The organism is Rothia sp. HMSC064D08 (genome assembly GCF_001809525.1).
Lineage (GTDB): Bacteria > Actinomycetota > Actinomycetes > Actinomycetales > Micrococcaceae > Rothia > Rothia dentocariosa.
On record NZ_KV797895.1, the window covers coordinates 508,997 to 522,899 of the forward strand.

Annotated in this window: 13 protein-coding genes; 8 read left to right on the forward strand and 5 right to left on the reverse strand. The window is 57.1% G+C overall.

The features are described from left to right. The 6 genes from HMPREF2625_RS04490 to ccsB form a co-directional block, all read left to right on the forward strand. Nucleotides 1-360 (forward strand): glutaredoxin family protein (locus HMPREF2625_RS04490; RefSeq protein WP_246826663.1); only part of this gene is annotated, 360 nt, incomplete at its 5' end. Between the two features lie 56 nt (nt 361-416). After that, the gene (locus HMPREF2625_RS04495) at nt 417-1,106 is read left to right on the forward strand and encodes a histidine phosphatase family protein (protein ID WP_070522224.1); all 690 of its coding nucleotides are present in this window, start codon (nt 417-419) and stop codon (nt 1,104-1,106) included. A gap of 70 nt (nt 1,107-1,176) precedes the next feature. After that, on the forward strand, nt 1,177-1,818 hold the full coding sequence (locus HMPREF2625_RS04500) for a TlpA family protein disulfide reductase (protein WP_013397728.1): 642 nt from the start codon (nt 1,177-1,179) through the stop codon (nt 1,816-1,818). After that, a complete protein-coding gene (locus HMPREF2625_RS04505; protein ID WP_070522227.1) occupies nt 1,811-2,827 on the forward strand; it encodes a cytochrome c biogenesis CcdA family protein in 1,017 nt (338 codons plus the stop codon). The genes HMPREF2625_RS04500 and HMPREF2625_RS04505 overlap by 8 nt, the downstream gene beginning before the upstream one ends. A gap of 15 nt (nt 2,828-2,842) precedes the next feature. Further along, nucleotides 2,843-4,597 carry a cytochrome c biogenesis protein ResB gene (locus HMPREF2625_RS04510; protein ID WP_246826665.1) on the forward strand — a complete coding sequence of 585 codons (1,755 nt, stop codon included), beginning with the start codon at nt 2,843-2,845 and terminating at the stop codon, nt 4,595-4,597. A gap of 3 nt (nt 4,598-4,600) precedes the next feature. Continuing rightward, on the forward strand, nt 4,601-5,713 hold the full coding sequence (gene ccsB, locus HMPREF2625_RS04515) for a c-type cytochrome biogenesis protein CcsB (RefSeq protein ID WP_070522230.1): 1,113 nt from the start codon (nt 4,601-4,603) through the stop codon (nt 5,711-5,713). A gap of 327 nt (nt 5,714-6,040) precedes the next feature. Here ccsB and HMPREF2625_RS04520 read toward each other — a convergent pair whose 3' ends face one another. Further along, entirely contained in the window at nt 6,041-6,463 is a 423-nt protein-coding gene (locus tag HMPREF2625_RS04520) for a PLD nuclease N-terminal domain-containing protein (RefSeq protein ID WP_246826667.1), read from the reverse strand. A 137-nt stretch (nt 6,464-6,600) separates the two neighbouring features. Between HMPREF2625_RS04520 and HMPREF2625_RS04525 the strand changes: the two genes are divergently transcribed. Continuing rightward, the gene (locus tag HMPREF2625_RS04525; RefSeq protein ID WP_004005418.1) at nt 6,601-6,888 is read left to right on the forward strand and encodes a DUF4229 domain-containing protein; all 288 of its coding nucleotides are present in this window, start codon (nt 6,601-6,603) and stop codon (nt 6,886-6,888) included. A 195-nt stretch (nt 6,889-7,083) separates the two neighbouring features. Here the strand turns inward: HMPREF2625_RS04525 and HMPREF2625_RS04530 are convergent, their stop codons facing one another. The 4 genes from HMPREF2625_RS04530 to HMPREF2625_RS04545 form a co-directional block, all read right to left on the reverse strand. Beyond that, nucleotides 7,084-8,328 carry a trypsin-like serine peptidase gene (locus HMPREF2625_RS04530; RefSeq protein WP_070522236.1) on the reverse strand — a complete coding sequence of 415 codons (1,245 nt, stop codon included), beginning with the start codon at nt 8,326-8,328 and terminating at the stop codon, nt 7,084-7,086. A 363-nt stretch (nt 8,329-8,691) separates the two neighbouring features. Continuing rightward, entirely contained in the window at nt 8,692-9,606 is a 915-nt protein-coding gene (locus HMPREF2625_RS04535; RefSeq protein ID WP_070522238.1) for a 1,4-dihydroxy-2-naphthoate polyprenyltransferase, read from the reverse strand. Nucleotides 9,607-9,656: 50 nt separating this feature from the next. Then, on the reverse strand, nt 9,657-11,162 hold the full coding sequence (locus tag HMPREF2625_RS04540; RefSeq protein WP_246826668.1) for an AMP-binding protein: 1,506 nt from the start codon (nt 11,160-11,162) through the stop codon (nt 9,657-9,659). Between the two features lie 32 nt (nt 11,163-11,194). Next, nucleotides 11,195-12,148 (reverse strand): 1,4-dihydroxy-2-naphthoyl-CoA synthase, encoded by a 954-nt coding sequence (locus HMPREF2625_RS04545; RefSeq protein WP_070522673.1) that lies wholly within the window; start codon nt 12,146-12,148, stop codon nt 11,195-11,197. Nucleotides 12,149-12,455: 307 nt separating this feature from the next. On the opposite strand from HMPREF2625_RS04545, the gene HMPREF2625_RS04550 reads away from it, so the two are divergent. Beyond that, nucleotides 12,456-13,838, forward strand: coding sequence for a hypothetical protein (locus HMPREF2625_RS04550; RefSeq protein WP_049775416.1), 1,383 nt, complete (start codon nt 12,456-12,458; stop codon nt 13,836-13,838). The last annotated feature ends 65 nt before the right edge of the window (nt 13,839-13,903 follow it).

Consider the following 13,903-nt stretch of genomic DNA (forward strand, 5'->3'; position numbering starts at 1 on the left):
GGGGGGGGGGAATATAACGTATCAGACATATATCGCGTGCAGACGTGGGCGCACAAGATCGCGCGGCAGAACCTCAAGAAGCTGCACGGGTATACACTGGGAACTATGCCTGAACCTGTCATCGAACTTCTGACCCGTCCCGGATGCCATCTCTGCGAGGATGCGCGCCTAACCGTAAGCGAAATCTGCGCCGAGTACGGTCTGGACTATACCGAGCTCGATATCACCGATAACCCGGATCTGCTCAAACGCCACGAGACCGAAATTCCGGTGCTGCGCATCGACGGCGAAGCGAAGGATTTTTGGCGTATTAACCCCAAACGCATGCGCAAGATTCTCGACAAGAAACTTGCCCGCTAACCGGACACTTCGCAATATATTTTGGGGTAGCGCCGAAAGTCTGAGAAACTGAGAGAATGACTACTCAGCCCACGGTTACGGTTCACCTGATGCGCCACGGCGAAGTTCACAACCCCGAACGCATTGTCTACGGCCGTCTGCCGCACTACGCTCTCTCCGAGAAGGGGCAGCACATGGTGCGCATGAGCGCCCAAGAATTTGCTCAGCGCGCGCAGGACGGTGCCAAGATTGTGCATCTGGTGTGCTCACCCTTGCTGCGCACCCGCGAATCTGCCGCGCCAATCACCGAGCTGCTGGGTCTGGAGGCACATGCGGATCAGCGGGTTATCGAAGCCGATAACTATTTTGAGGGCGAGCACGTGACCAGGCAGGGCCTTCTGCGCAATCGTAAACACTGGGGCAAACTCTACAACCCGCTGCGCCCATCCTGGGGGGAACCATACCTTGACCAGGTAAAACGCATGGCATCCGCTATTCAGGATGCGGCACGCGCCGCCTACGACAAAGGCGGCGAAGGCGCACAAGCGATTATTGTCTCGCATCAGCTGCCCATCTGGGTCACCCGTCTGGGGTTAGAAGGCCGCTTGCTGCAGCATGACCCGCGCACACGCCAGTGTAACCTTGCCTCGATCACCTCCCTCGACTTTAAGAGCACGGATTTTGACCACGAAATGCCGCAGGTGAGCGGATACTCCGAACCCGCCTCGCCCTTGTACGGCGGCGTGACTCAGCTTCCCGGAAGCTAGTCTCCTATAGTTTAAGAACGCAGGCCTTCGCACACACCGATGCCGCCGCCAGCTGGCACGGAAGGAAAGCATGAACCCTATGCCAAAACCCACGACGCCAAATACCCCACTCACTCGCCGCGCGCTTCTGCACACGGGCGCGGGTATTTGCGCTACTGCCGCAGGTGCCGTGCTCCTCTCGGCGTGCTCATCCAGCGATGATTCCCTGGCGAAACAGGCGAATTCGGGTGATAACAAAGGCTATATCGCGGGCGATGGTTCCGTCACCGAATACCAGGAAGCCGAACGCGGTGACCCTGTCGCCTTCACCGGCGAACTCTTCGACGGAAAAACCGTAACCGCCGAATCCCTGCGCGGTAAACCGGTACTGCTGAACTTCTGGTACGCCGGATGCGCCCCCTGCCGCGCCGAAGCGCCCGACCTGCAGAAACTCTCCGAAGAATTCAAAGATAAAATCGCCTTTTACGGCGTGAACGTGCGTGACGAGAAGAACACGGCAGAAGCCTTCGAGCGCAGCTTCAACGTCACATACCCCTCCTTCAAAGACGTTACGGGCAAGGTTCTTCTCTCGCTCAGCAAATACGTACCCGCGCAGGCGGTGCCCACCACCGTGATCCTGGACGAGAAGGGGCGCGTGGCATCCCGCGTGTTGGGGCAGGCTAATCCGTCCATCCTGAAAACCCTTGTCGAGACCGTGACGAAGGGTGCCTAGCGTGCCGCACACGCCCGTTCAGCCGCTCATCGCTATCGCCGGGGCAGGGGTGCTCCCCGTGGCGAGCATCAGCTCGACCGTGCTAGACGGCTCGCTGTGGCTGTCGGTACCACTTGCCGCGCTCGCGGGGTTTATTTCTTTTGCTTCTCCGTGCGTGCTGCCCCTGGTTCCAGGCTATTTGGGATATGTTGCGGGACTGGCCGGGGCGAATATACCGGCAACGGGCGCATCACAAGCTGACGGGCATGTAACGGAGCCCGTGGATACGAAAACTTTCGCCCTCGTGAACCCGGCGGCGGCGCGGCACGTAGCGCCAACGGTGCCTCAAACACAGGATGTAATAGACAATCACAGCGCTTCTGCGCCCATAACAGCAGAGAGTAAAGCTCAGGCACCGAATGAGTATGCTGTAACTCGGCGCAAAGCCACCTGGCGGTTACTCGCCGGAGTTGCCCTGTTTATCGCGGGATTCTCCGCTATTTTCGTGCTTCTCTCGGTTGTCCTCGCCCAGCTCGGTGCCGCACCCTGGCTCAAGGGGCAGTCCTGGGTCACGATAATTCTGGGCGCGCTGGTTGTGCTTATGGGAGTCGTATTTCTGGGCGGGCTCTCGATCTTTCAGACCGATAAACGCCTGCATCGCCGCCCGATCACCGGGTTGTGGGGTGCACCGATTCTGGGCATAACCTTCGGGTTGGGATGGGCACCCTGCATCGGGCCGACCTTCGCGGCCGTGCAGACCCTCGTATATACGGGCGGTTCCGGCACCGGCAAGGCAGTCGTTCTGACTCTCGCATACTGTCTGGGTCTGGGCGTTCCCTTTCTGCTCGTGGCATGGGGCATGGGCAGGGGAGTGAGCACCCTGGCGTGGGCGCGAAAACATCGCCTGGGCATACAGCGGGTGGGCGGTGCCGTACTTATCCTGATCGGGGTACTGCTCATGACGGGGCTGTGGACCGAGCTGATGTCATGGATACAGGCGGCATTACCCGCCTACGAACTACCGATCTAAGAAAGGAGGGCTGTCATGGTTTCCGAACACAGCGATGATGAAAACACTTCAACAGAGGCAAAGGATGCAAACACCGCAAACCGCAAGGCGGGCAAAACCGCAGATGCCGGGCGTGCCGTGAACGCATCCGAGAAGACCGAGAAAACCGGTAAACCAGCGCGCAAGGATGCGCCAGCCCTCGGGTTCGTGGGTATGCTTCGCTGGTGCTGGACTCAGCTGACCAAAATGAACACGGCGCTCATGCTTCTGCTTTTGCTGGCGGTTGCAGCGGTGCCTGGCTCGATCTTTCCGCAGCGTGTCCAAGACCCTACCAAGGTTACCGATTACATTAAGAACCATCCCGGCTGGGGCGAATTTGCCGATAAAATTCAGCTTTTCGATGTGTTCTCCTCGGCGTGGTTCTCCGCTATCTATCTGCTGCTGTTTATTTCGCTGATCGGATGCGTAACCCCGCGCGCCATCAAACACGCGAAAGACTGGCGTAAGCCCCCGGCACGCACCCCCAGAAACCTTTCCCGTATGCCGGTGCACCGTCAGCTTGAGATTCCCGTGGCGGATGCCGGGCTGAACCTGAGCGCCAAGGGTGCGATTGAAGATGCGGCGCGCATCCTGAAAAAGAGCCACTACCGAGTTGAAATTCGGGACGAAGAGAACGACCATTACTCGGTCGGTGCCGAGCGAGGGTATCTGCGCGAAATCGGCAATATTCTCTTTCACGTGGCGATGATTGGCATTCTAGTAGGGGTCGCCTTCGGTTCGCTCTATGGATACCGCGGACAAAAAATTCTGGTTCAGGATGAAACTTTCGTCAATTCGCTGATTGGCTACGATTCGTTTACCCCCGGCACGAACTACAACCCCGACTGGCTTACTCCGTATGCGGTGACGCTCAATAATTTTCAGGTGCGCTACGATCGCCAGCAAGACAGCCACACCTACGGGCAAGATCTTGACTACAAGGCTGAGCTGACGGTGCATGACCCGCAGGGCGGAACCGAGCAGAAGACCCTCAAGGTGAACGAACCGGTCGATATTGGCGGTACCAGCATTTTCCTCTCGGGCAACGGCTATGCGCCCGTGGTGCGAGTGACGGACGGCGAAGGTAAAGTCGCCTATGAGGGCACCGTGGTGGGAATTACTACGGACGGTAAATACACCTCATCGGTGGTGCTCAAGGTTCCGGACGCCAAACCTAGCCAGCTAGGTTTTGTGGGCATGTTCCTGCCTACCGGCGACTATGCGCGCGGCACTACCGTACCCCACTCGGTAGATTCCGCTCCCGCAAACCCCATGCTGATTTTCCAGTCCTATTCGGGCGATCTGGGGCTCAACTCGGGGCAGCCGCAGAATGTGTACGTGCTCGATACCTCTAAACTGCAAGAGCTGAACTCCATGGCACAGGGCAACGGCATTGTACTGAGCGCGCAGAACCCCGAAGCTGTGCTGCCCGATAACAAGGGAAAGATCGAGTTTTTGGGGTATAAACGCTATGTCGGTCTGGATGTGCGCCACGACCCCGGGCAGAATATTGTTCTGTACTCCTTTGTGGTTGCGTTCGCCGGGCTTATCGTCTCGCTTTTCGTGGCGCGCCGCCGCGTGTGGGTGCGTGCCCACACCGCCGATGGCGTGCTTGTGGTCGAATACGGTCTGCTGGCACGCGGGGAAGACCCGCGCCTTGCGAACGAGGCCGAACGCCTCACCGATGCTTTCGCCGCCGCTTGGGGGCTAGAATTTGATGATGATAACCATGATGAAAACGAGGGTAAGTAGCCGATGCTGAACGACTCATTAGCGCGCTCCAGCGAACTATTTATGTACATTGCGGCGCTGATTTACACCGTCGTTTTTATTGCGTTCACCTCCGATGTGGTGGCCAACTCGCGCGTGACCCGGCGTCTGGAAGGGCGCTCTGAGGGTGCCGCACAGAAACCCACCGTCAAGGCGAAGATAAAGGTTGGTGCGGGCGCTGTTTCTGGCGCATCCGCGACGGCGAATACCGCTGCGGATACGGTTCGCACGGGCGGCACCGAACAGGGCACCGGCGAACGCGGCATGGGATATAAGGGTGCTGCCGCACGGGCTCTCGAAGGCGAGGTTGCCGATTCTGCGATGCTGTACACGGGCGTTCGCCGCCCCGCCGCGCGCATCGCCGTGGTTGTGATGGTGCTTGCCGCTCTCGTGCACACCGCCGCCGTGATAATGCGCGGTATCGCGGCTCAGCGCGTGCCCTGGGGAAACATGTACGAGTTCTGCACCACGGGCGCGCTCATGGTGTCTGCGGTGTTTCTGATAACCCTCATATTCCGCGATGTGCGCTTCGTGGGCACGCTGGTGTCTGGGCTTGTGCTCATTATGCTGTGCGCCGCCACAATTGGTTTCCCCACGCCGGTAGGGCATTTGAAGCCCGCGCTGCAAAGCTATTGGCTGGTAATTCACGTATCGATCGCGGTGTTAGCATCCGGGGTGTTTACGATTACCTTCGCGATGGCTGTACTGCAGCTGGTGCAGACCAGGCGCGAGCAGCGCATCCTGAACGGGAAATCGGGCGGATGGGCGTTTATGCGCTTGGTTCCGAGCGCCCAGGCTCTAGAGAATTTTGCGTTCCGCATGAACGCGCTGGCGTTTGTGATGTGGACGTTTACGCTTGCCGCCGGTGCGATTTGGGCGAATCACGCGTGGGGACGCTACTGGGGCTGGGACACCAAAGAGGTGTGGACCTTCGTGATCTGGGTGGTATATGCGGCGTATCTGCATGCACGCGCGACTCGCGGCTGGGCAGGCCCCCGCTCGGCATGGCTGTCTATTATCGGCTATGCATGCATTATCTTTAATTTCACGGTTGTGAATATTTTCTTCTCGGGTTTGCATTCATATTCGGGGTTGTAATCTGGGGCGTGAAACCGAGGGTAATTCATGCATTGGGTATTTCGCCGATTATGATGCGGCAAAAAGTACTCTGGTGCGTGATTATCATCTTCGGGATGTCAATTAGCGGTCCACAGGCTTGAGATAACGGCTCTCGACGGCTGCCGGTAGCCGATCTTTACCGGTTATGTGCCGAGTGGAGAATACCGTGAGTTGAATATGTTTATAACGTGGTATTTCTTGAGAGCAGTTTTATCTGTGTGATTAATGTATTGTGGGCGGTTAAACACCTACCGAGTGTTTAATACCGCCCACAATATTTATGAAAAATCTCTAGTGCCCCGTGTCTTAGTGTTTAGAGTCGTCTTTTCCATCCGACTCGTTGCTCTCGCCGTCAGGACGTTCACTTGTGCCGTTGTCCGCGGGTCCGGTGCCCGCATCCTTTTCGCGGGATCGGCGCTGACGGTCGGCCTTCGTCTTGAGCCAGCGCAGGTACTCTTCATCGTCGTCGGGTGAAGATGTCGCCGGTGGCGGTGTGCCTCGCCGGGAGCTTGTGAACCCGCCGCCCTGCTGCATTTTAGGGGTTCGCACGGTGCGCGGGCGGCCCAGCAGAAGCCACAGGAGAGGTCCCACGACGGGGAAGAAGATCACCGCAATAATCCACAGCCATTTGGGGAAGGTACGCATCTGGTCCTGATGCGTACGCAGCGCATCCAAGAGAGTATATAGGGTTAGCCCCACCACCAGGGCGAAAGCACCAATAATCATCATGGCTCGAATCATAGTCTCTAGTGTTACACACTCTGAGCATAACCAACAATGAAAACTGTCAAATAATCTGTGACGTTCCCGGCGTGCCGCATCTCGTTTGCTTGGGGGCTTATTGCAACACCGATACACTGGATGTTATGAACTTGTTCAAGTACACACTGCTGCGGCTCGGCCTCGTCGTAGTACTCTTTTACCTTTTTATGCTGATAGATGCGGGTATTTTTATTGCTGGTCCCGCCGCTATTCTATGCGCCTTCGCCCTGGCGTATATTTTCTTTCCCAAACTTCACGCCGCCGCCAGTGCGGATATGCGTAAAATTTTCAAACGCGCCCCCACCATTAAAAACAAAGATGAAGCGGAGAACCGCACGCTCGAAGATCAGCTCGTCGATGAGCATAAGAAGGTTTCGGGCGAAGACTTCTAAGATATTCTCCCATCAGCGCTAAATCTGCCTACATAGAACAAAGATGCGGCACCCCAGTCCCAAATCCACCCGGCGGTGGCAGGGGCGCGGGATGCCGCATCTTATGTGTATCAGGTGGCGAGCAGGTCGTTTTCGATCCGAGCAGGTAATATTTTCCTACCTGCTCGGCCAAAAACTGCCTGTTCGCGGCAACTCTTAGTCTTGAGCTGCCTTCTGGTAGATGTCCCAGACGGGGCGGTCGAAGATCGCACCCGAGACGGACGTATTGTTATTGGTTGCGAATGAGGTTACGCTCTGGACCTTACCCAGGCCGGTCGCATTATTGTAGTCGGCAAGCCACGGGCCACCTGAGGATCCGCCCGCGAACTCGCATCCCGAAAGAGTGGGGAAGTAGTAGGGAGTAATGCGGATCGTGTGGGTGTTGCCCCAGCAGGCGTGCATAACCCTACCGGACTCTTTGTTGCCGGGGTATGCGAAGACGGTGCTCTCGAAGATGGGGCTGCGATCCACATTCAAACCGTGCCCGCCTACCATATTCACGAGGAGCTGCCCCTTCTCGTTGGTGTTGGTCTTGATGAAAGCAACGTCGTGCTTGTAGCTGTCGCCGGTACCGCCCGTAGGCTGACCGTACTGAACCCAGTCGTTGGCAACACGCAGGTACTGCGCGCTGAAGGTGCCATGCGGGCGCACGCCCCGGTTGTAGCCGGGAACGAACACGATGTTACGGTGCCAGGTCTTATTCTTACCACCGTGCACGCAGTGACCGGCAGTTACCACGGTACGCTTGGTGGGAGTGTTGATCGCAGCACCGGAGCATACATAGTTTTTACCGTCACTGGCGTCGGTGTAGAAAATCTTGCCGTTGGTGTGCGAGAAGTTCGTTACCTTGGATGCACCCTGAAGCTGCACACCATTGCGTGCGTCCTTCTGTTCGGGCAGAACGGGGTCTACAGACTCAGCGGTGGTTTCAGGCTCGTCAGCTTCCTGAGTGAGAGTCTGCGGGGTGTATTCCTCACCGGACTCGTTGGTTTCCTCCTGAGAAACGGTCTCGGGATTCTGCTCTTCAGTCTCCATCTGAGAGACGGCATTGTTGATCTCCTGCTGGGGATCCTCTACGTTATCTGCAGGAATAGCGTTTTCCATACGCTCGGTCGTCCAGTAGGTAATGACTCGTGGGTCTCCCTCGGGAATAGCCCCCGGGTTCTCGCCTTCCTGACCTGCCACAACCGATGCCTGGGGATCGGCGTTAAGAACGTCGTCGCTGAGAGGTGCTACTGCGGAAGCGGAATCGTCGCTTCTCTCAGAGACGGTGTGGGTGTACGATGCGGAGTCGTTAGGGGTAGAGACCGCATTCGCGGGGATAAAACTTGTAGAAACAAGCAAAGATGCTGCAAGAAAAAAGGGTGCACGCTGCACGGCACCCTGAAGTGAATGGCGCACGAAAGTGTCCTTTCAGGTGGGTAGAGTGGTGATTCAAGAGTCGCTATGTAATTGAGTGAATGATATGTCAACACTTGAAATTACTATTAATGTAAATAAAGATTTTTTCAAATGTCAATATGACATGCAGAAAAGGTATAGATTATGTCATGAAAAACTCACGATGTGGGAACATGTGAGATCCGTCCGCAGCATCCCACATTCCCTGTGGGTATAAAGAGAATCTTTATGTGAATGAAACGTTAGAAAACTTGCTTTATTCGCATAAAGAGCCTTTTTGGTATGAGGGGGATGCTGGTAGGATGGCGGGAATACGCGGTAAAAACAGAGTTCAGGGCGTTTTCGGTAAAGTGGTGCGTATTCTTAATACCCTGTGAAAACCTCAACGGTATTACTCAATAGATTTAATCCATGTAGCCATACTGAAATAGCAACTAAAATACTATAGATTAGTGCCACAATTCCTGCTTGTTTGAGTACTGGTATAAGCGCCGGTCCCTGTTTAAACAAAACCGTTACGCAAGAATGAACGGTGGGTCCTAGAAGAATAAAAGTTACCAAAAACCAGGGATTATGCGGAACCACAAAAGCCCCTAAGAGAAGCGCTATCAGCATTTCAGCACAATAGGCGATGCGCGCTCGCCAATCCCCAAGCCGCACCGCCAGCGTAAGCTTACCGGATTTACGGTCGGTCGGAATATCGCGCACGTTATTTGCCATGAGCAGAGCGCAGGAAATAAGTCCGATAGCTATCGCAGACACCCACCCGGTCACCGTCAGCTCATGAGACTGCGTATAGAGGGTACCTAAGGTGGCGACCAGTCCGAAGTAGACAAACACGAAAATATCGCCCAAACCCATATAACCGTAAGGGTGCTTACCGCCGGTATACCCCCAAGCGGCGAAGACCGCGGAGGCGCCAATCGCCAAGAACCACCACTGGTTTGCCAACGCCACCAGAATCAAACCGGAACACATGGCTAGGCCAAAGCACAAAAACGCGGCGTATTTGACAGATTTCGCGCTTGCCGCGCCGGAACCGACGAGGCGCATCGGGCCAACCCTGCCCTCATCGGTGCCTTTGATACCGTCGGAATAATCGTTTGCGTAATTCACCCCGACCTGTAGAAAAAACGCGACCAAAAACGCTAAAAACGCATACCAGGGCTTGAAAGCATCAATCTCGTACGCTGCGGCTGATCCAGCGATGATAGGGGCGAGGGCAAGCGGTAAGGTGCGCAGGCGTGCGCCTTCAATCCACTCTGCGGGTGTTGCCACGGTGATCCCTCCGATAGCGAGCGTGCGAAAACTGATGCTCGGCGGGGTCTTTAGCCCCTCGTATTTGTGTATTCTCTGTACAGCATACTGTATATAGCCCGCCGGTCGGGTTTGCCCGTGCTCGTGGTCGGAAAATCGGCGAATATCCTCAGAAATTTGGGGGCACCCGCCGCACCCAGCTTGTCGGTGCAGAACTCACGCAGTATATCGCATGTAGCCCCGGAGGCATCGGGGGCACTCTGCACCCCGGATGCGCCCCGCAGGGTGATCGCGGCAGCCACCGCCGAGCCCCAGCGCGCATCGGGAATGCCCATAACCGCAGCCTCACGCACCGCCGGATGGCTTTCAAGAACGGCGGCAACTGCCCGAGCGGAAACCTTGACTCCTCCGGTAATAATCACATCATCGGAGCGCCCTACAATGTTCAGCATCGGGGCGCCCTCGTTCTCTGGCGCATTCGGGGCAGAGGATGTGAGCGAGCCGTAATCGTCGGTGCGGTACCACCGGCACCCGTCGGCATCAACGAAGAAATGCGATGCGGTGCGCGCGCTATCGCCCATATACCCGCTGGCAAGGTGCTCACCACCAAGCCAAACGCGCCCGGTGTTAGGGGATCCCCCTGCCAAAGCGCTGCCGCCCCGCTCGGTATCCGCAGCGTCGCCCGCCACAGAACTGTCTAATAAACCCGCGTCTTCGGGAACCACACGCAACCGCACCCCGGGCAGTGCTACCCCCGAATAGACGCACCCGCCAGCGGTTTCTGCACTGCCATAGGTGGTGACCACGTTCAGCCCAAGCTCGCGCGCCGCCGCCAACAGGGATGCGCTCGCCGGGGCACCGCCAAGCAGGATGCCGGTGAACTGACCAAGCGCATCGTAAATCTCTGACCCCAGCACGGGGCTGGCTTCGGCGGCTTCTAGGAGCTTATGCACCTGCGTGGGCACAAGAGAAACGAACCGGCGGGCGCAGCTGAGCCGTTCGGCGGCATTCAGAAAGACCTCGGGTGTGAAACTAACCCCGTCGGTAACCGATGCAGCAACTACCGGCGTCGTTCCGGCGAGCACCGACCGGGCGAGAACCTGAGCCCCCGCCACATAATGCGCGGGCAGGGCGAGAAGCCATTGCGCAGGAACCTCAGAAGTAGCCCTCTGCGGTTTAGCTGAACCGGCCGAAGGGTAGTCCGCAAAAAACCTCTCGGTCGCCCGAGCGGATGCCCGCAACGCCCGTACGCTTAACGCCGTCTGTTTGGGTGCACCCGTGGACCCGGAGGTGCCCACCACGAGGGCAATAGACTCCGGGTCTTCTATTCGCCCGCGCGGGTCTTGATTATCGCGAGCATTGTTCGGCAAGTCCCCGGTGAGAGAGCGCTCGAAGTCGCGCAGAATCTCTTGCGGATCGGCGGGTTCATCGGCGCTGAGGATGACCGCGTGCGGATGCAGCGCATCCTGGAGCGGGGCAGGAAGCGGCGTGAGTGAACCGGGGAATGCGCCTATCGCGGAGTCCGCCTCGCCGCTATCCACCCGGGACTTACGGGGAATGCGAGGGCCTTCCGACACAATAGAACGGTTATTCTGCAACGTGTGAAACCCTAGAAATAGTAGGGATAGTTCGACCAGTCGGGGTCACGCTTTTGTAGAAACGCATCGCGCCCCTCGACAGCCTCGTCGGTCATATACGCCATGCGGGTTGCTTCACCCGCGAAAACCTGCTGCCCGAGCATACCGTCATCGGGCAGGTTGAAGGCGTACTTGAGCATACGGATAGCCTGCGGAGACTGCCGAGCAATATGAGCCGCGTATTCCAGACCCTTATTTTCCAACTCTGCGTGGGGCACCACATCATTAACGGCACCCATCTCGTACATGCGCTGTGCATCGTACTCTTTGGCGAGGAAGAATATTTCGCGCGCAAACTTCTGCCCAACCTGCCGCGCCAAAAGCGCCGAACCGTAGCCCGCGTCGAAAGAGCCAACAGTCGCATCGGTCTGTTTAAACTTGCCGTATTCTTCGGAGGCTATTGTCAAGTCCGCGACCACGTGCAGGGAATGCCCGCCACCCGCAGCCCATCCGGAGACCAGAGCGATCACGACCTTGGGCATGGTACGGATCAGGCGCTGCACCTCCAGAATATGCAGCCGCCCGGCACGCGCGGGGTCAATAGATTCGGCGGTGTCGCCGCTGGCGTAGTGGTAGCCGTCGCGCCCGCGGATGCGCTGGTCGCCGCCCGAGCAGAACGCCCACCCGCCATCTTTGGGGGAGGGGCCGTTCCCGGTCAGAAGCACAGTGCCTACATCAGAGGTCATGCGGGCATGATCGAGCGTCCGGTAGAGTTCGTCCACAGTATGCGGGCGAAAGGCGTTACGCACCTCGGGCCGGTTAAAAGCAATGCGCACGGTCGGCAAGTCGCGCAGGATTTCGCCCGTCTCGTCGCGCTGCACCTGGCGGTGGTAGGTGATGTCGGTAAAATCCTCAAACCCGTCAACGATGCGCCAGTGCTGCGGGTTGAAAATATCGGAAACCTGGGGAGGGAACGTAACAGTCATGCCCCCTATTTTACGCAGTATGAACCCGCCCATGCTCCGGACCCAAGAGGATACTTCCGTTACCCTTAAGCGATAAACCGCGAAGCAGATGTAAAGCGTACACACACTTTTCCGATAAAACCCGTTGATTCCTTGAAGAAATATTGCAGGCCTGGGCACCATATTCAAGGGTTTTGCCGTGTGTTTACCCGATATCGTGGCAAACACGACGAAACATGTCACGTTCATATTCCTTGCGCATCCACTCCTGCTATAAGATGCTGGAAGAGCCTATTTATGCCCGCCCAGCCACCAAGGACAGAAGAATATGTCAGAGTACACGTCGCGAACTTCTGCAACACCCGATGATTCCCTCATCCACCTTCATGCAATGCGGCATGAACGGTATGCGGCGGCGACCGCGCTTTTAGGGGAGAGCGGATTTGCCACGCGCGTGGGAGGGTTTAACGCTTTGGTGCGTCTTGCCGATGAGTGGCTTGCGGATGAGCGCACCCCCGAAGAACAGCGCCTTGCCGAGGCACAGGTTATTATCGATACATTTTGCGCGTGCATCTATGCCCCATTCCTGCCTGCCTCCAGGCATAAAGACTACATGCGGCTGAACCGAGAACCGAAGAAACGCTGGGATTCCCAGAAAAAAGCACGATTCCGCGCCGAACAAGCCGAGTTCCGTGCTGAGGCGCGGTTCCGCCAAACCGTTCTCGATACCATTCACCTGCGGGTTATGCCCCGCTACGAGGGACCGGGACCGTGGAGCCGTCTATCCTTCGATTTTTCGGGCAGCGTGTTCTTCTATCCGGTTAGCTTTGGGCGCTCGCAATGGGAGGGGCGTCTGAACCTGCGCGGGTGCACCTACTATGCGGAGGCCGATTTTTCGGGTTCCACCTACACCTGGTATTTAGATTGCAGCAACTCCGCCTACTACACAGAGGCCGATTTCAGCGCTTCGACCTACAACGGAGGGGTTAACGCGAGCTTCTGCAACTACCGCGGGAACGTCGATTTCAGCGAGTCCGTGTACCGTGCCAACGCCAGCCTGAGTTACAACGTGTACTGGGGTGAGGCTGCCCTGAACGACAGTATTTACGAGGGGCACGCCGATCTTGCCTGCTGCACCTACGTGGGTCACGCAAGCCTGGGGAACTGCGATTATAGGCGCGGCGCAGACCTATTTTTGAGCACCTACGCAACTTTCGCCGATCTTGACCGGTGCACCTACGGCGGGCGCGCGAACCTGAGCAAGAGCGTCTATTACGGTCGCGCATGGTTCTGGCACTCGACCTATTTGCAGGAGGCCACGTTCGGGGATTCTATCTATAACGATTCCGTCGATTTCTCCGATTCGCATTTTGCCGGCCCCGTCAACCTTGAGGATTCAGCGTATCTCGACACCACGAACTTTCAGAACACGATTTTCGAGGAGGACAGCCCCTCTTTCGCCCGGAGCGTGTATGTTCCCGAGAATAACGAGCACACGGGGTACAACTATGGGGTGGTGCGCGTGCTGACGCTGGACGAATTGCAGCACCTTGACCAGCTGCGAGAGCCGCGTTACGAGATTGAGCAGGAACTCTTCAACGTTGATGATGCTACGGATGCAAAAACATACCGTATCCTGCGCAGAGCCTTGCTGGAGGCGAGCCATCCGATCCAGAAATGGTGCCAGGAACTGATGGCGGGCACGCTCTAAAAGCCGCGTGAATTAGTCCCTAGACAGAGGCTAGAGCTGAAAATATTAAAAATTTGCCCCGATCC